Here is a 16,674-nt window from a genome sequence, read left to right as displayed (position 1 = left end):
ACAATGAGGGGAGCATCAGGCTATTACATTCCTGAACGGATTCGAATCGAAAACTATGGTTTCTTCTCCCTTCCTGTGCCTGAACGTGAACGAAAATGAGTCGCTGAGTATCTTGAGTTCGGTGACCTCGACGCCGTCGGAGGCGAGTCTCTGCACCAGAGAGTGAGCATAATCGCCCGATTTTTTCCGCCTCTCCTCGAGTCTCTTCATTATCTCTCTTGACGGATAATAGTGTTTGAACTTTCCGTCCTGCTTCTCCTCGACTGCGCCCATATGAGTGAGTTTTCTGAGGAAATAACCAGCTGTGTTCTGCGTCAGCTCGAGCATCTCCCTGATTTCTTTCTGGGTTGTTCCGGGGTGATAGAACACGTTCCTGAAAATCAGGCTGGATGATTCGTCATTGAGGATGGTCAGAATCTGAAGCTCTGACTGATCCAGAAAATTGCACGGGAAAAATACTGATCTGTTGTCCACCCTCTCCTCGTTTATGAACTCCCACTTCTTCAGCGCATTCAGATGCCATTTGACTGTATTCGGTGTGAGTTTCACCTCCCTGGAAATCCTGGAGACGCTGGAGGCCGGGAAACTGTAGAGTAACTGCAGTATCTTTCTGCGGTTCCCAGTGAGCGCCTTGACTTTTGCTGGCGGGACAGACACATATGAGCGCGGAAACCCGGATGTTCCATTCTCCGCGCCCCTGATTGACCTCTGAAAACTGTGTTGCGCCAAGTTATCCTGATTTCAACTTCACGGAGCCTTTATATTACTTATCCGACGCTTATCACGCCTGAGAAGCCTCGAATCGCCGCTGGCGACGCCCGCAGCCAATAAATTTAATTGCGGGTCAACCGTATTGACTGCCATGCGTGCCGTTCTGCGCATACTGGCTGTTGTTGCAGTCTTTATGCTCATATTCCTGCCACATCCAGCGGCAGCACAATCGGCTGCCCGTGCGGACACGGCTTCTGCGACGGCACACAGGAGTGTCATTGTTGTCAACTTCAACATTGCCGTTGACCAGGGGGCTGCAAGCTATGTGCAGACAGCGGCTTCCGCAGCCATATCGAATCATGAAGACATGGTCATCGTGATGAACACGCCCGGAGGGCTTCTCGAGAATATGCTGTCCATAGTCAGTGCCATTCAGAGCGTGCAGTCCAGGGGTCTTTCCGTATATACGTATGTGCCGCCGGACGGGGCGGCAGCTTCTGCAGGCAGCTACATTGCTCTCGCGACGAACAGGACATACATGGGAGACGGCTCAGTGATAGGACCATCTACGCCTTACATTATAGGCGGAACTGCACTGGAAGAGCAGCATGTGAAGAACTTTTCAGTGCAGTTCATAGGAGCGCTTGCGTCCAGAAATCATTACAATGTGAGTGCCGCGGAAAATATGGCCGAAAACAATGTCGCCTACAATGCAAGCACGGCTTATGCGATCGGGCTGATATCCGGTGAAGCGCAGTCGTTCAGTGAGTTTCTCGGACTCGCGGGTCTTCAGAATGCGACGATCAATGTATTTCAGGAGCCTGTGTTCGATCAGTTTCTGAGCGTCGTTAGCAATCCGACGCTCGACGGCATATTCTTCCTCGTGGGGATCGTGGCCATATTCATAGACATGACACACAGGACACTGTTCCTCACATTCTTCGGCGGAATAATGATTGCGCTCGGCCTGCTGGGAGCCGAGGTGATAGGTGCGCCGGTCGTGGCAATACTCATACTGATTGCGGCCGCGGTGCTGATATTCCTAGAGCTGAAGGCGGGACACGGGATCTTTGCAATGTCCGGAATATTGCTCGGCCTGGTGGGCAGCTGGTTGCTTGCCGGAAACTCCCTGGGCTATTCTCCCACGCCGTTCGGAACGGGAAACTACATCGGCATGGGTGTCGTCGGAGCATTGCTCATAATCGGTGCGGTTTACATTTCAAGAATAAGGAAGGCGATGATGGATGGTCCGAAGCTCGTAGGACCGCACAGAACAATCGGAGCCCTGGGATGGGCCGTCACAGATGTTATGCCGGGAAGCGGAGGAATTTGCAACGTCCTTTCGGAAGAATGGACATGCACTTCTGACAAATTCATATCCAAGGGCACGAATGTGAAGGTCCTCGATTACGGCGACGGAAAGCTGAGAGTTGAAGAAGCGCCGCCGCAGACTGGAAAGGATCATTGATTTCAAGTGCGGTGTCTGTGTGCATCGCGGAGGGTGGGAGGAAGCATGCATTCAGCTTTTCTTCTTCTCTACGCGCAGCGTTACCCTGTCCGGCTCGACTGACAGCACCGTGACGTCGTCCCCTTCTGCTATGTTATCGTCTGAAACGGCTGTCCAGTACTCATTGTCCAGATCCACGACACCGCGCGTCGTCCCGCCGAAAGATTTTTTTGCTTTTCCGATGCGACCCACCTTGATGTCTTTTGTGAAATATGCCTTCGTGATCCTCTTTGTCCCGGTCGTCTTGAAACCATATGCGAGGCCGGCGCTCAGAAGCAGGAGAATCACGCCGGTAAAGATATAGCCGGCATCCATGCCCGAAATGCCGTACGCGAGCATATACAGGCCGATGGCGAATATGCCGATGACTATCAGAAAGGGCCTTATGCCGAACAGGAACAGCCGATCGATCAGGCTGTTGTCGTTGCGTGGAGCCGACTCACTCACTCTTGCCTGCCTCCGTCTCCGCACTGCTGATCATCGCCTTTATGGGTGCAAGCAGCTGAGTGAACTCAGCAGGCAGGACGAATTTGGTGGCAGCGCTGCTTCCCAGCGCCTTGAGCGTGTCGAGGTACTGCAGCGTCAGCGTCTTCGAATCGATTGTCTTCGCGGCCGAAAAGACTGTACTCAGCGCCTGCGCATACCCCTCTGCCTTCAGTATGGCGGACTGCTTCTCCCCTTCCGCCCTGAGTATGGCGCTCTGCCTGTCGCCCTCTGCTACGGTTATCGTTGCGGACTTCTTTCCTTCGGCTTCCGTGACGACCGCACGCCTGCTCCTTTCCGCAGACATCTGCAGTATCATTGCATCTGACACATTCTTCGGAGGCAGTATTTCCCTTATCTCCACATTGGTGACTTTGACGCCCCATCTTGTCGTAACTTCATCCAGTTTTGTTCGCAGCACTGCGTTGATTTCTTCTCTCTTTGAAAGAACTTCATCCAGGTTGATGTCTCCGATAACAGCCCTGAGTGTTGTTGTGGCGATGCCCATCGCCGCCCCTTCGAAATTGTTAACCTGTATGACAGAATCCGCGGCGCTGATGACCTTGAAATAGATGATGAAATCGATGTCTACCGGTGCGTTGTCCTTGGTAATGCATGTCTGATGTGGAATCTGGAGGAACCGCTCCCTCAGGTCAACACGAACCGGCTTGTCGATGCCTGGAATTATAAACACTATACCGGGTCCTTTCTCTGCCTGTGCCTTGCCGAGTCTGAAATTGACGATACGCTCGTATTCCTTAACGATCTTAATCATTGCGGAAAGGAAGATGAGCACTATGAACAGTATCACGATACCGCCTGCAAAGGCTCCAAGAGATGACGAGGCCTGCAGATCAATGTACTTGAATCCTTCCGTCGCAAGTATGGACCACATTTTATTCCTCAATACCTTAGATACGAACATACTTAACATCTTTTCCCTCAATCAACACCGCGTGCAGGTGTTAATGCCATAAGGGAAGATTTGAAGGCAATCTTGTGAGGATACAGTTTCCTGCGCAATCGGACACTGACAAGCAGTACGTCTGAACACTCAATTGATGATAGGGTGTGACTTTTGAACAGTGATCCAGGATGTATGAGGCAGTGATCTCCCGATTGAACTATCGTCGAACTTTTGAGGGCTCATTAATTTCTGACTCTTCGGTCAATCGTTGCAAGCCGCCCATAAAAAATCCACCGAGTGCAACCAGAGCCATGCGCAACCAGTCTCCTGCGACGCTCGCATACAGTAATGCACCTAGAATGGATGGCTGAGCCTCGCCTATCGTCAAATTCCCATGGGACAGAAAAGGAAGATAATAGAGGTCATTGAAGATAATCATATAACCAACAAAATTCCCTGCGAATGAGCCTGTTAAGATGGAAACAACCAAAATTATCCGGGACTTTGCAGGTGGCATTAAGTTCGCGATCAGATAGAATATGATGAAGAGTGACAGGGAGAGAACCATCTGGCCCACGTAGGTAGCCGCAATGAAGTTAGCAGCAAGAGCTCGAATGACAGGTTGGTTGTTGTTAAAACCGAACAGCCCATAGCTGTATGTAAAACCCAATCTTGTGAGATACCAGTCAGCAAGCTCGGCGATAAAGCACACAGAAAAGAAAAGTGAGAAGGGAATCAATAGCCGGCCCAATGGAGTATCACGCAGTTTGAAATGAAGGTTGACAGTTTCCGCGCCGTATGCTGAGCTGTTGACTTCCTCCATCAGCATACCTCGATTGACAGTTCAGCTGTGTTGCATTCCTTAGCTGCCGTTGAAGTCACGGCTGATTGAAATGCCTCATTAGAAACAGATGTCGACTGATTTGAATTCGCGGTAAACCCTCCACATCGTAACCCTGAATAGAGCATTATAAACCGTTGATGACACCGGGTGTGCCAATAAATTACTGTATTCTAATCACAGTCCTGGCGCCCCCCACACGATCATCCTGAGAAGGAGTTCAACAAGCTGCTTTCCAGTTTTTCCTGAATCTAACATCTCCGCGAAGCGAATCTTGATAGCTGAACTATGCCTAAAATCACAGAACACTCGCAGTACCGCCGTCTGTACGGACAAGAGATGGCCGTTCGACTTCCTGACCGTGCCGTGCCGTTCAGAAGCAGCCACAGCCAAGGCGATAGTATCGCATTACATTTTGATGACAGGCGATCTTCCTCATCGGGTCATATCCCGCAAAGCATATCTGGCAATGTAATCAGGGCTGAGGCATGTGTATCAGTTCACTGGTTATGCTCATGGACACGCTTGCATTGACCCTCCAATTGAGCAAATCGATTAGCTTTTTATAACGCCGCATACATAGTGTCTGACGGATGGGATGACGATTGTTCAGGGGAGCCGATAGAACAGACAGGGGTCTGGACAGGCGCAGCAGCGCGGCCAGATGGAATGACGGGAGGAGCCAGCAGAAATCCTCCCTCATCGCTTCTGTTGAGAAGTCTGTGCTCGCATACCTGGTGACGGTGATGATACCATTTGGATATCTTGCCGCAGTCGATTACTCAACGCCCGTGCTCTCACAGGCGTTCACCTGGACATACTTCGACATATTTCCCTGGAATTTCATAATATTCTCGCTGCTTTTCATGATTGGCGCATCCTGGATATTCTGGGCCCTCTCATACACACAGCACAGGAGCGGTGAAAGGCTGATTGTAAACGGACCGTACTCCATTAGCAGGAATCCGAAGGGACTTGGATATCTGATAATACTGGCCGGGCTGGGAGTGCTCCTGCAGTCCGCCGTGGCCATCTTCATCATAACGCCTTCACTTGCCGTAGCCTATTTACTCTATCTGAAAGCAATTCAGGAGCCGTTCATGAAGCACAGGTACGGAGCAACGTATGATGATTACAGAAGGAACGTGCCGATGCTGGTACCGCTCCACCTGAGATTGAGGAGATAAACACTGCCTCGGCTTCAGTAGCCTCTTTCCTGCATGCGCTGTTCCTGGGCAAGCTTGGATATTTCCACGCCGGGCATCGATTCGCCTAGACCCTTTGAAACTTCTGCGACAATGGAAGGATCGTCAAAGTGCAGCGTCGCTTCCACAATTGCCTTTGCCATCATCTTCGGATTCTTCGCCTTGAATATGCCGCTTCCCACGAATATTCCGTCGCTGCCAAGCTGCATCATCAGTGCAGCGTCGGCCGGGGAGGCTATTCCGCCGGCAGCGAAGTTGACGACGGGCAGGCGTTGAAGCACTGCTGTTTCCTTCACGAGTTCCAGCGGTGCGTTTATTTCCCGCGCCACGCCGTTGAGCTCTTCGTCGGAAAGACCCTTGAGAGATCGTATTTTAGACATGACAACACGCTGATGCCTTACGGCCTCAACCACGTTTCCGGTTCCCGGTTCGCCTTTAGTTCTGATCATCGCGGCACCTTCGCCGATTCTTCTCAGCGCCTCACCCAGGTCTCTCGCGCCGCAGACGAAAGGAACTGTAAACGCCCTCTTGTCCACATGATAAAATGGATCTGCGGGCGTCAGCACCTCACTCTCGTCAATCATATCCACGCCCAGTGACTGCAGAACCAGTGCTTCTGCCGCATGACCTATTCTGCATTTTGCCATTACCGGTATGGTGACGGCATCAATGATTTCGAGCACTTTGAGCGGATCGGCCATTCTCGCCACGCCTCCGGCGGCCCTTATATCGGCGGGAACCCTCTCCAGCGCCATGACTGCCACTGATCCGGCTTCCTCAGCTATCGCAGCCTGTTCGGCATTCGTCACGTCCATTATGACGCCGCCTTTCTGCATGCTGGCGAATCCTCTCTTAATCAGTTCCGTTCCGTGTCTTAGTGAAGATATGTCTATATTCAGAGGCATAACGTCGACCTCCCTGGTCGCTTGATAATAAAAACAGGATCTTCCTTATCTATGTATGCCAAAGGAATCAGGTGGCAGTCGATTATTCGAGTGCTTTCCCACTGAGGGATTGGGGGGCGTGAAATTTTCAGCGTAGAGTAATGTAGGAGCGTGTGAAATTGCTTTCGAAAATCGCAACAAACAATATTGTTGCCTGTCAGCATGTCCGCTCTCGCTTCGCTCGGGTGGAAATACTTCTGTTCCGACTTGCCTGCGCCCTCAGCTTGCAGCCGTATATTGCCCCTGCTGCCCGCAGTCAGTAAAGTGTTTTAAGGGAACGTGATATCCCTTCACACATGAGCGCGAGAATGAGCTCAGTTGTGGAATCAGGCACGGTGAAAGTCGCTGACAAAGTCAAGGAACTGAAATCGAAGGGCATTGATGTTATTTCGTTTTCCATAGGGGAGCCCGATTTTCCGACTCCGCAGCACATAGTCGATGAGTGCATCTCCGCGCTGAAGGCCGGTTTCACGAAATACACGCCTTCCTCCGGCATACCCGAACTGAGAGAGGCAATAGCGGAAAAACTCCGTTCTGAAAACAGGATAGATGCACATGCGTCGGAAATCGTCGTGACACCGACAAAGCAGGCCATTTTCATGGCCGTTCTCGCGCTTGTTGACAGAGGATCGGAAGTCATAATGCCGGACCCGGCGTGGGTTTCATACGAGCCGATGGTGCGCATCGCAGAGGACATTCCTGTCCCTGTAAGAGCGGACGAGGAAACATCGTTCAGGCTTACTCCCGAGCTGGTCGCCGAGAAGATTAATGACAGTACGAGAATGATAATACTGAACTCTCCCTGCAATCCAACAGGGGCTGTAATGAGGAAAGAGGATGTGGCCGGAATATGCGAACTTGCCGTTGACCATGATCTGCTTATCATCAGTGATGAAATCTATGAGAAGATCATTTACGATGCTGTGAACCACTCTCCGGCATCGCTCGACGGCATGAAAGAGAGAGTCATAACGGTGAACGGTTTTTCGAAAACTTATTCGATGACCGGATGGAGACTTGGTTATCTCCATGCAGACAAGAGCCTGATAGGCGACATACAGAAGATCCAGACACATTCGATAACATGTGCCACATCATTCGTGCAGAAGGCGGGCGTCGCGGCGCTGAAGGGGCCCAGGGAACCAGTGGAAGAGATGGTCGCGGAATTCCGTAGAAGACGGGATTTCGTGGTACGGCGCATCGGGGAAATCAATGGCCTGAGCATGGTGGAACCAAAGGGAGCATTCTACGCTTTCCCTAAATACGAATTTGATATGGATTCTGACAGGATGGGAGATTACCTGCTTGATCAGGCGCATGTCGGCGTCACGCCCGGATCGTCATTCGGCAAATTCGGGGAGCATCACTTCAGAATATCATATGCGACAGGCATGGAGCAGCTGGAAAAAGGACTGGATGCGATCGAGAAGGCACTCGTCAGACTGGGATGAGCGCAGGACGCCTATCTGAGTTCTGGCGGCAGCATATTTGGTATGGAGTCCTGGATGGGGTATGCGTTTCCGCACTTTGCGCATTTGATAGTGCCTGAAATTATTTCCTCGGCTTCCTTTTTATCCACTTCAAGTTCCAGTGGATGATGCCTGCAGACAGGACACGCCAGTATCTCCATGAGTTTGCTCTTCACGCATTAAGATGCGCATACTGTTCTAAAAAGCTTTCCGAGCGCCGGTTCCCCTGTCACGCTGCACAAACTTCGGTTGACGCCCGTATTGAGCGGAAGCGTGCTGTTTTACGCACAAAGTTGATAAAAAGCTCCTCCGCCCGGGATAGCAATGCGAGCACAACATTGTTAAGGGGATGGTCAATAGTCCTGCTGCCACAGTGACGAGAAACCCAACGCTGATTTGTGATGAGTGACGGGCGAGCCGAGTGGCATCCTGCGCCCCGAATGCGGGGGCGGAGGCAGCATTGTTAATTAATTGGTCACCGGTCCAAGTAATTGATATGCAGGGGCATGCAGCAGATGACGGATACGCTGTCCGGGCACAGAACATAAGCAAATATTACACAGTGGGAAAAGAGAGATTTGCCGCGCTGAAGAATGTGACCGTCAGCATAAGGCGGGGAGACTTTGTCGCAGTTACCGGCCCGTCCGGTTCGGGTAAATCGACGCTGCTCAATTGTCTCTCCGGTCTTGACCGCGTTACAGAGGGGGAAGTCATCATAGCGGGAAGGAACATCACCGGTATGACAGACAGAGAAATAAGCAGGTTCAGGGCGTCAAGCATGGGTTTCGTGTTTCAGAATTATGCACTTCTGCCAGTCTTTAACGTTGTAGAGAACGTGGAGCTGCCGGCGCTGATTACGGGCGTTCGTGCTTCCGAGGCAAGAAGGAGGGCAATTGAAGTCCTCGAATTTGTTGGACTGGAGAACAGAACCGGTTTCAAACCTGACCAGCTTTCTGGCGGTGAACAGCAGCGTGTCGCCATCGCAAGATCACTGGTCAACATGCCTGCAGTCCTGTGGGCCGACGAGCCCACCGGCAATCTCGACAGCGAGGCCGGCTCGGCTGTGCTGGAACTCTTCAGCAGGCTGAACCGTGAGCAGCATTCGACCGTTGTCGTCGTGACGCACAATGCCGAGGTAGCCTCGCGCACGAACATCAGGATACGGCTTTCCGACGGCAGAATAACAGACAGCGGGAGTTGAGCCGACGGCAATTGACATCACACTTTACCTGGCGATTGCATTTCTGCTGCTGGCTGCACTGTCGGTTGGAATCATCATCCGGAACAGATTCATCTTCAGGCTCTTCATGCGTAATGCATTCGGAAACAGAAAGAGAGCAGTGCTGATAATAGCAGGCCTGATGATAGGATCGGCAATGATTAGCGGCGCGCTGGTGATGAGGAGCAGCATGCTGACGCTGAGCAGCAACATGGTCACGCTCAGCTATGGCCATGTCGACGAGACCGTAACAAACTACGGCAACTCGCTTTATGGCAGCCCCTTCAGTTACGGCGCATACAATGATATCAACAGCACTGTTTCGGGCAGCCGGCTTGTCGCGGGCCTCGTGCCTATGACCTATCTGACCGTAAGCGCCTACGATAATACCACACGTGTGCCGTACTATGAACTTGGTTTTTGCGCGGCACCCTGGTGGGCAAACAGCATACTCGGAAATTTCATTTCTGTGAACGGCAGCACGGTGAACCGGCTCCCGCACGGAGAGATGCTCGTCGATCAGCTTGCCGCAAAGCAACTGGACGCCTCGCAGGGCGATAAACTTACAGTGTACGCAGGAAACGGCAGGAGTTACACCGGCACAATATACGCCATCGTGAAGGACAACTTCAGAGGATACTTCGATTCCGGATTCAATATTTTCATGAGACTCGGCGATTCGTCCGTGGTTACGGGCTCCGCAGGCAGCATCAGCCTCATTGCGGTTGCCAACACGGGCAGCGTGCTGGAAGGAGCGCAGCAGTCGGATGCAGTGATGAAACTGCTGAACAGCACGCTTTCGACAGTCAACGGAAAGCTTGGTACGGGACTCGCCGCATATCCTGTCCTGCTGCAGCAGCTGAATCTGGTTCATTCCGAGGTGAGCGACATCTCAGATCTCTACCTGGCGCTGAGCCTCTTCGCAGTGGCCACCGGCCTGATTCTTGTGGCGGTCATATTCTACATGCTTGCCGAGGAGAGAATGAGGGATCTCGGTACGCTCAGGGCGCTTGGTGCAACCAGAAGGCAGATTACCGGAGGATTTGTTTCAGAGGGATTCGTCTATACGCTTCTGTCCTGCTTCGCAGGCTCTGCCCTCGGTGTCGGCATCGGTTTCCTGATGACGCTGGGTTTTGTCGAATTGTTCGGCAGCACATTTGCCGCACCGGTGCGGGAGACTGGCATACTGCTTTCCTCATTCACTGTCACTGTGCCGGACGTTGTTACCGGATTTTCAGCGGGAGCGGTTGCCACGCTAGTCATCATACTCATTGCGAGTTACAGGATAAGCAGATTCAGCGTGATAGAAACCATCCGTAGAAACACTGCCGCCGGAAGTAAGGTGAAAGGCGTGTCAAGAGTCGCCGTTCCTCTTGTATTCGCGCTGACTTCCGTCACGCTAATCTACATGGGTTTCCAGCTGAAACTGCTTGAAGTAGCGATGCTGGGGCTTTCGCTTGTTTCCATCTCTGCCGTATGGCTCGTCATATCGGCCACGGGCGCCGGTTATCTTACGGGCGCAGCCGGAGCGGCGCTCATACTCATTTGGGGCTTGCCGCAGTCATGGAATCTGTTTCCGCACAATTTCACCTATTCATACTACATCTATGTAGAGTCGGGCCTTTTCCTTGTCACTGGAGGAATACTCGTCTTCTTCTCGCTCGAACCGCTGATGCTAAAAGTCATAAGACCGGGAAAACACAGCGGCGGAAGCATCGTTCCGACGATACGTCAGGCGCTTGCATTTCCCACGCAGAAGAAGATCAGGACTGCGGCGTCCCTCGCATTATTTTCATTTGTCATTTTCGGCATAGTTTCAGTTTCGGTGCTCGGTAGCATGATTAACCAGGCGGCAGTGCAGACAGTCGCAAAACAGAGCGGCGGCTACAACTTTGTGGTCTACAGCGGAAACGGAGGAAACCTGACTTCTGCCGTCACTGGAAATTCCACGCTCGCCGGATACATCTCAGCGGCAGACCTGATATATGACACAGGCACGGCGTTCACATTGAACGGCTCCGCACCGTTCATATATCCGCTTGTGGGAATCCCTTCGGGCAGTGAGAACGGCGGTTTTGCCTCGCATAACAGGTATCAGTTTTACAGCTACCTGCCGCGTTTCCCTTCACCAGGCGCCGTTTGGAGTGCGGTCAGAAACAACAGTTCGCTTGCCATCATCGACATGACGCTGGCCGGCATTACAAAAGGCAATTTCGGGACAGGCACACCGGCACCGGTAAAAGCAGCCCTGGGAAGTGAGCTGACAATTTACGGCGCAAATCACAGCGCCAGAAGCGTCATTGTTGCAGGCATACTCGACGAATTCGGTTTCCAGGGTGTTTTTGTCCGGCTCCCGGACATGTCTTCGCTCGGCCTGCTGAAACAGGCATTCCCGGTACTCTTCATAAGACTCGCACCCGGTGTGTCACCTACGGTCGCATCCATTAACCTGAGGAGGGCGCTCATATCTTATGATCCTGTCGTGATCAATCTGAATCTCATTACGCAGCAGCTCACAATGGACATACAGGGCATCGTGGAAATGACCGAGATATTCATAGCCATGGGACTCGTAGCGGGGACCGCGGGCCTGGGCATCATAGCAATGCGCTCTGTAGTCGAGAGAAGACAGCAGATTGGTCTCCTCAGGGCGATAGGATTCACCAGGCGCATGATGTCTGCATCATTTCTTCTTGAGTTTGTTTTCATCGCATTCTCGGGTTCGGTGATAGGCGTGGTGATGAGTCTCGTAAACGGAGAAGTAATAGCAGCCAGACTCAGCGATGTACTGGCCTTTGCATATTCACCTTCAAGCATCATTCTGCTCGTGATGATTTCCCTCCTTCTTACCGTAGTGGCAGTCGTCAGCTCAGTACGTGCTGTGTCCAGGATAGAACCGTCGACCGCCATACGATATATCGAATGATGCAGTTTGTCATGCGCTGAATGCCGGCGGGCTGCAGAGCCTCACAGGCTTGGAGAATGGCGGTCAGAAAGAAAAGCGTCCGCTGCAGCAGTCCACGGATGTCATCGGCCAATTTTTTTTGTCATCGTGATGTCAGTCGGCCGGAAACCGTTCTTCTCATACAGACTCAATGCACCTGCGTTGTGGCCAAAGACATGAAGCGACAGACTGTCGATATTCATCGTTTGCAGGAGGCGGTCAAGAGCTTGCAGTGTTTCGGTCGCGTATCCCCTGCGCCTGTATTGTTCGTAGATAATGATGTCCCAAATCCAGGCACCTGGCACGGGACTCCTGTCTTTGACACCGATCCAGACCATGCCTACCTTGTTCCGGCTGGCTTCGTCGACGATGGAATAGAGATGCTGATGTTCGGTGTCAAGACCCTGCGGCAGAAGCTGGTCGAACGCTTCTTTAGAAAGCACATCTGCACCGGCCTCAGTCCATGTGCCGGCCCTGACTTTCTCGGCGGCGTAATTTCTGATGCTGTCATTCAGATAGTCATCGAACTCGGCGGGACTCAACGGCAGCAGTGTGACCATGAACTTGTGAATATAGCGGTTGTCTACATAACAGCTTCGGCACTCCGAAGATTGGCGCCCGGTGTTTCTCAATTTTGCGCAATACAGTAAGCCGATCTCACCAGCAGGGTTTGCACGCATCCGACGGCATGCAGAGTGCGTTACACCGGAGATCGGTTGAGTGCCATGACAGCAGACAATCGTCAGACACTTCCGATAGCATTATATCTGCGATAATCGTTGAAGATGCAGGGATGTGGAATGCCAATAGCCATTGAAATGCTTTTCAGGAACAGCATTTTGCGCTCGCACTGGATCAAGAGAGCGGCTGCGGGACTTATCGATACATTGACTGTTTTTGTTCCAGTCTGGGCAGTCGGCATGACTTTTGGCTTCGGGAAACTCTACTTTGAGCTTTTTGTTGGTATAGCGTCCGGCATCTGCTGGTTCATTTATTCAACCTCTTCAGAGTACTTCTATGGATACACGCTAGGCAAGAAAATCATGGCATTGCGCGTATCTTCACAGAAAGGAGAGTTGAATCTGCATGAAGCGGTCTTCCGCAATATTGCCAAACTTTTCTGGTACATACTGCTGCCGCTGGATGTCATTCTCGGGCTCTTCACCTATGGGGATCCGAGACAGAGATTCACAGACAGGGTATTCGGCACCACGGTGGTTTCCACCCATCCTGCCAGCTCGCTGATTAAAGTGAGACTCAGGCACGTGAGAAGCTACGAATGATGCTCATTCGAAAAGAGTGAAACCGTCTGCAGTTATTGAATACTGCAGTATCTTTGTCCTTTCCGGAAAACTCTTCACCTTGCTTACGATAAGACTGTTTTCGAATTTTTTGCCTACGCGTTCTCTGTCGAGTTCAAGCATCGTGTCACATAAGGCATATATCGAATTCTGGGTGCGTGTATCAAATACGTTTTTTGTCATCGTTACCAGCAAAGTGCCCCTGCTTCGCTTGTTGTATGCCTTCAGCGTCCTGAGTGCACCGAGAACATCCTCGACGCCGTAGTTGTCGAGGAAGAAATCCAGCGAGTCTATCGTGATTCTGAAGGGAGGTTTTATCTTGAAAATCTCATGCGTCAGGAATGTGAGAAAGTTAAAAGGCCTTTCGCCCTCCGTAGGGCTTTCAAAGACGTCCATGACCTTTATGCCTTCCTGCCTGTACCGCGTGACTTCCAGCCTTTTGAGGAGTACGGAATCGTAGTACTTGTCACCTATATCGACAATCTCCAGATCCGTCCGCCAGCCGAAGCGTGTTATTGTGGAAAGGACTTCATCCCTGCTGTCTATTGTGGAAAAATAGTAACTTTTCTCGTCGCCTACCGAGGCAAACTGTTTGGCAAGCACTCCGAGTCCCGAGCCGGTGTCACCCACTATTGCGCACAACGTCCCGTCCGCGAATCCTCCCCCGAGGGCTGCATCGAGGTGTCTTATTCCTGAAGTGACAGGCATCATTCTCCTCCGAACCTGATTGTCTTGTCGCTCACGAGTCCGAGCAGTGTGCTCACTTCCTGCGTCTGTTGCTCGTTTATGCTGAGCATGAGTACCATTGCGCCCCTGGAGCGCAGGCCGTTGACCATTATATGCAGGAATTCACCCATGATCTTCCAGTCGTTGTGTATGTGCAGGGTGTTGATGGAGTCCACGATTACAAGCACAGTCTTTCCGGCCGATTTCCTCCGGACAAATTCTATCTTGAGCATGATGTTCTCCAGCATTGTCGGGCTCTCAATCAGTATCACGTTTTCGGGACTCCCTCGCTGGCCCGTCATCATGCTTGAGATGCAGTCTATGAATCTGACGTGACTCGTGTCGACACCTATCATCTTCATGGCGCTGATTATCGCATCCGCAGGAACTGTCGAGGCTACATAGATGATCTGAACATTCTTGTTATGCTGATTCAGCATGCCCTTTATGGCGTCGAAATAAACTTCGGTACCTATTTCCAGGGAAGTCGATGTGCTGGGCTCCAGTTTCTTCATCTCCCCTGCCACCTGGACGGACACATCTATTATGCCGATCCCCCCTTCAGAAGCGGCACAAGCAGCGTGCCTGCCGTCGAGAGATCAAGCACATATTTCGCCCTGGAATGTGATGTTCCTCTCATCTTTATTACCTGGAGTGTTCTGAGCATGTCTCCGTTCCTTTCCATGTTTCCCATCAGTATGACGCCGTCTGCAACGGCCTCCTCCACTCCGTATTTCGAATAGCTGGAATCTGCGGCTGTCATTTCAGATATCACAAGCGATGTGGTTCCCAGCCCGGATAACATCTTGCTGAGACCGAGCATCAGATTCCTCAGCTTCTCCTGTGTATCCAGCTGGTAGGCTATCGATGTGATCGAGTCTATGACGAGCCGTCTTGCCTTCGTTTCCCTTGTCAGGTCCCCGAGTGCGACGACAAGCAGGTCCACGTCTTCCAGCGACATTTTGTCCCGCTTGAAGCCGAGTCTGCTGTATATCGCAGAGATATCTATGAATGTCATCTTCCCGCTTTTAATCAGATCACGTCGGAAAAAGTCATATGGTATCATATTGGCAATGAGTTTTTCGAAAGGTTCGGTAACAGATAGATAGAGCCCGTTTTCACCGCTCACGGCACCGTGAAGAAGAAATTCCAGGGACAGGGAAGTCTTACCTGTTCCGCAGTTACCGGTAAGCAGAATAGTGTTGTTTCGCGGAATGCCGCCTCCTAGTATACTGTCCAGTCCTTCGATTCCCGTGAAACATTTTTCCCTGCCTATGCTGTCCGGGGAAGCCGCTTTTGACTCCTCCTGTGCCGCCTTCATAAGGATCTGCAGAGCAACCACGCAATACGATTAATAACCTTTTTTACAGAAGTGACAGCAGTTGATAATCGTCATCTTCCACGCGTTTTTGGATCGTGCGTCGGGCAATATTGACAATCACCTTTTTATCGTCGCATTCACTCCGAGTCCTGCCGATTATGCATATCGTCTCGCGCAGCAGCTGGTGACATTGTGCCTGCCGCATCTGGTAGTCGGAAGGCTGTCTCAGTAATGCGGGGGAGGACTTCCGGAAACACCCGAAGAGCAGTTAGAAAGTATCCTGAAATGCTGATTGAGAACTGCGAGACAGAATATTCAGACTGGCTCATGGCCGAGTATGCACACTGTAAAGAGATATGGCCAAACCTCACATACACGAATGTTCAGAACCCTGTCATGAAGACGAGTATTGCAGCCCTGGGAAAAACCGTGGGCAGCGACGCCGTTGAGTACACGGGAGGCCGCGGATGCATAATACTGGACCATCAGGCTGACAGGGAACTGACCCGAGCAGAACTGTTCACACACAGCTATGTCATCGTCGGCGGGATACTTGGTCATGACAGGCCATCAGGAAGAACAAGGAAGTACATAACAAGCAGATTCAACCCGAAGAGAAATATAACGAGAAATCTCGGAAAAAAACAGATGACCATAGACAGCGCGGTCTTTGTTGCGCGTGCGCTGTTGCTCGGTGCTTCGCTGGATGAACTGGAAATAACGGAAGAAGTGGAGATTAAATGGGATGATGTACACAGCACTCAACTGCCTTATGGTTATCCGATGGTGGAAGAGAAAGTCATCATCACACCGGGCCTGCTGGAAATACTTAAAAGGGACTGGAGTGCGATGACTCGGTAATGATGGTTCTCAGGCTCACTCAATACGGTCATCCCATCGGCGCTACTATTCTGCCAGGACTTACCGTTCTCCGTTCGAAAAAGCAGAACGGTATCAGGATATCCGTCACTGCCGCGGGCAAAACATGGATGACACTGTTCAAAAGTAACATCGATAGGCTTAAAATATCACAGCAATGCTTTTGATGGCTAAATGCACCCGTCGGACTTCAAAGTGGTGCAGAAATAACGGGAAG

General features: G+C 51.5%; 17 protein-coding genes. 7 read left to right on the top strand and 10 right to left on the bottom strand.

Annotation, left to right across the window (positions count from 1 at the left end):
* Window positions 1–15: 15 nt before the first annotated feature.
* Window positions 16–729, bottom strand: a complete 714-nt coding sequence (locus KIS30_03005; protein MBX8645712.1) for a winged helix-turn-helix transcriptional regulator — start codon at window positions 727–729, stop codon at window positions 16–18.
* 133 nt (window positions 730–862) lie between these two features.
* On the opposite strand from KIS30_03005, the gene KIS30_03000 reads away from it, so the two are divergent.
* Complete coding sequence (locus tag KIS30_03000; GenBank protein ID MBX8645711.1) at window positions 863–2,179, top strand: ATP-dependent Clp protease proteolytic subunit; 1,317 nt, start codon at window positions 863–865, stop codon at window positions 2,177–2,179.
* Between the two features lie 51 nt (window positions 2,180–2,230).
* Here the strand turns inward: KIS30_03000 and KIS30_02995 are convergent, their stop codons facing one another.
* From KIS30_02995 to KIS30_02985, 3 genes are all read right to left on the bottom strand, one after another.
* Entirely contained in the window at window positions 2,231–2,665 is a 435-nt protein-coding gene (locus KIS30_02995; GenBank protein ID MBX8645710.1) for a hypothetical protein, read from the bottom strand.
* Window positions 2,658–3,596 carry an SPFH/Band 7/PHB domain protein gene (locus KIS30_02990; protein MBX8645709.1) on the bottom strand — a complete coding sequence of 313 codons (939 nt, stop codon included), beginning with the start codon at window positions 3,594–3,596 and terminating at the stop codon, window positions 2,658–2,660. The genes KIS30_02995 and KIS30_02990 overlap by 8 nt, the downstream gene beginning before the upstream one ends.
* Window positions 3,597–3,825: 229 nt before the next feature.
* Window positions 3,826–4,431 (bottom strand): hypothetical protein, encoded by a 606-nt coding sequence (locus KIS30_02985; GenBank protein MBX8645708.1) that lies wholly within the window; start codon window positions 4,429–4,431, stop codon window positions 3,826–3,828.
* 623 nt (window positions 4,432–5,054) lie between these two features.
* On the opposite strand from KIS30_02985, the gene KIS30_02980 reads away from it, so the two are divergent.
* Complete coding sequence (locus KIS30_02980) at window positions 5,055–5,636, top strand: hypothetical protein (GenBank protein MBX8645707.1); 582 nt, start codon at window positions 5,055–5,057, stop codon at window positions 5,634–5,636.
* Window positions 5,637–5,650: 14 nt separating this feature from the next.
* On the opposite strand, the gene pdxS is transcribed toward KIS30_02980, so the two are convergent.
* Window positions 5,651–6,559 carry a pyridoxal 5'-phosphate synthase lyase subunit PdxS gene (gene pdxS / locus KIS30_02975; GenBank protein MBX8645706.1) on the bottom strand — a complete coding sequence of 303 codons (909 nt, stop codon included), beginning with the start codon at window positions 6,557–6,559 and terminating at the stop codon, window positions 5,651–5,653.
* Between the two features lie 335 nt (window positions 6,560–6,894).
* Between pdxS and KIS30_02970 the strand changes: the two genes are divergently transcribed.
* Entirely contained in the window at window positions 6,895–8,049 is a 1,155-nt protein-coding gene (locus KIS30_02970; GenBank protein MBX8645705.1) for a pyridoxal phosphate-dependent aminotransferase, read from the top strand.
* An 11-nt stretch (window positions 8,050–8,060) separates the two neighbouring features.
* Here KIS30_02970 and KIS30_02965 read toward each other — a convergent pair whose 3' ends face one another.
* Window positions 8,061–8,243 (bottom strand): methytransferase partner Trm112, encoded by a 183-nt coding sequence (locus tag KIS30_02965; protein ID MBX8645704.1) that lies wholly within the window; start codon window positions 8,241–8,243, stop codon window positions 8,061–8,063.
* 320 nt (window positions 8,244–8,563) lie between these two features.
* Here KIS30_02965 and KIS30_02960 point away from each other — a divergent pair, with 320 nt between their 5' ends.
* Together KIS30_02960 and KIS30_02955 are read left to right on the top strand one after the other, a co-directional pair.
* Window positions 8,564–9,268, top strand: a complete 705-nt coding sequence (locus tag KIS30_02960; GenBank protein MBX8645703.1) for an ABC transporter ATP-binding protein — start codon at window positions 8,564–8,566, stop codon at window positions 9,266–9,268.
* 106 nt (window positions 9,269–9,374) lie between these two features.
* Entirely contained in the window at window positions 9,375–12,212 is a 2,838-nt protein-coding gene (locus KIS30_02955) for an FtsX-like permease family protein (protein MBX8645702.1), read from the top strand.
* Window positions 12,213–12,313: 101 nt separating this feature from the next.
* Here KIS30_02955 and KIS30_02950 read toward each other — a convergent pair whose 3' ends face one another.
* On the bottom strand, window positions 12,314–12,790 hold the full coding sequence (locus tag KIS30_02950; GenBank protein ID MBX8645701.1) for a GNAT family N-acetyltransferase: 477 nt from the start codon (window positions 12,788–12,790) through the stop codon (window positions 12,314–12,316).
* Window positions 12,791–13,009: 219 nt separating this feature from the next.
* On the opposite strand from KIS30_02950, the gene KIS30_02945 reads away from it, so the two are divergent.
* The gene (locus tag KIS30_02945) at window positions 13,010–13,513 is read left to right on the top strand and encodes an RDD family protein (GenBank protein MBX8645700.1); all 504 of its coding nucleotides are present in this window, start codon (window positions 13,010–13,012) and stop codon (window positions 13,511–13,513) included.
* Between the two features lie 3 nt (window positions 13,514–13,516).
* On the opposite strand, the gene KIS30_02940 is transcribed toward KIS30_02945, so the two are convergent.
* The 3 genes from KIS30_02940 to KIS30_02930 are packed head-to-tail and all read right to left on the bottom strand — an operon-like array spanning window position 13,517 to window position 15,578.
* A complete protein-coding gene (locus tag KIS30_02940) occupies window positions 13,517–14,242 on the bottom strand; it encodes an RAD55 family ATPase (GenBank protein ID MBX8645699.1) in 726 nt (241 codons plus the stop codon).
* Entirely contained in the window at window positions 14,239–14,772 is a 534-nt protein-coding gene (locus KIS30_02935) for a hypothetical protein (protein MBX8645698.1), read from the bottom strand. The genes KIS30_02940 and KIS30_02935 overlap by 4 nt, the downstream gene beginning before the upstream one ends.
* Window positions 14,773–14,801: 29 nt before the next feature.
* Complete coding sequence (locus KIS30_02930) at window positions 14,802–15,578, bottom strand: RAD55 family ATPase (GenBank protein ID MBX8645697.1); 777 nt, start codon at window positions 15,576–15,578, stop codon at window positions 14,802–14,804.
* Between the two features lie 231 nt (window positions 15,579–15,809).
* Between KIS30_02930 and KIS30_02925 the strand changes: the two genes are divergently transcribed.
* Window positions 15,810–16,439 (top strand): hypothetical protein, encoded by a 630-nt coding sequence (locus KIS30_02925; protein MBX8645696.1) that lies wholly within the window; start codon window positions 15,810–15,812, stop codon window positions 16,437–16,439.
* Window positions 16,440–16,674: the final 235 nt, after the last annotated feature.

Origin of the sequence: Candidatus Sysuiplasma acidicola, from assembly GCA_019721035.1 — an archaeon.
GTDB classification, from domain to species: Archaea; Thermoplasmatota; Thermoplasmata; order Sysuiplasmatales; family Sysuiplasmataceae; genus Sysuiplasma; species Sysuiplasma acidicola.
Note: the sequence above shows the minus strand (reverse complement) of the source record. Positions and strands in the feature narration are given on the sequence as shown.

What these genes read in the sequence shown, in the direction of transcription:
- KIS30_02940 (MBX8645699.1), bottom strand. Translation starts at nt 14,242, where the DNA reads ATGATGCCTGTCACTTCAGGAATAAGACACCTCGATGCAGCCCTCGGG.
- KIS30_02925 (MBX8645696.1), top strand. Translation starts at nt 15,810, where the DNA reads ATGCGGGGGAGGACTTCCGGAAACACCCGAAGAGCAGTTAGAAAGTAT.
- KIS30_02930 (MBX8645697.1), bottom strand. Translation starts at nt 15,578, where the DNA reads ATGAAGGCGGCACAGGAGGAGTCAAAAGCGGCTTCCCCGGACAGCATA.
- KIS30_02970 (MBX8645705.1), top strand. Translation starts at nt 6,895, where the DNA reads ATGAGCGCGAGAATGAGCTCAGTTGTGGAATCAGGCACGGTGAAAGTC.
- pdxS (MBX8645706.1), bottom strand. Translation starts at nt 6,559, where the DNA reads ATGCCTCTGAATATAGACATATCTTCACTAAGACACGGAACGGAACTG.
- KIS30_02985 (MBX8645708.1), bottom strand. Translation starts at nt 4,431, where the DNA reads ATGGAGGAAGTCAACAGCTCAGCATACGGCGCGGAAACTGTCAACCTT.
- KIS30_02990 (MBX8645709.1), bottom strand. Translation starts at nt 3,596, where the DNA reads ATGTGGTCCATACTTGCGACGGAAGGATTCAAGTACATTGATCTGCAG.
- KIS30_02950 (MBX8645701.1), bottom strand. Translation starts at nt 12,790, where the DNA reads ATGGTCACACTGCTGCCGTTGAGTCCCGCCGAGTTCGATGACTATCTG.
- KIS30_03000 (MBX8645711.1), top strand. Translation starts at nt 863, where the DNA reads ATGCGTGCCGTTCTGCGCATACTGGCTGTTGTTGCAGTCTTTATGCTC.
- KIS30_02960 (MBX8645703.1), top strand. Translation starts at nt 8,564, where the DNA reads ATGCAGGGGCATGCAGCAGATGACGGATACGCTGTCCGGGCACAGAAC.
- KIS30_02935 (MBX8645698.1), bottom strand. Translation starts at nt 14,772, where the DNA reads ATGAAGAAACTGGAGCCCAGCACATCGACTTCCCTGGAAATAGGTACC.
- KIS30_02955 (MBX8645702.1), top strand. Translation starts at nt 9,375, where the DNA reads ATGCGTAATGCATTCGGAAACAGAAAGAGAGCAGTGCTGATAATAGCA.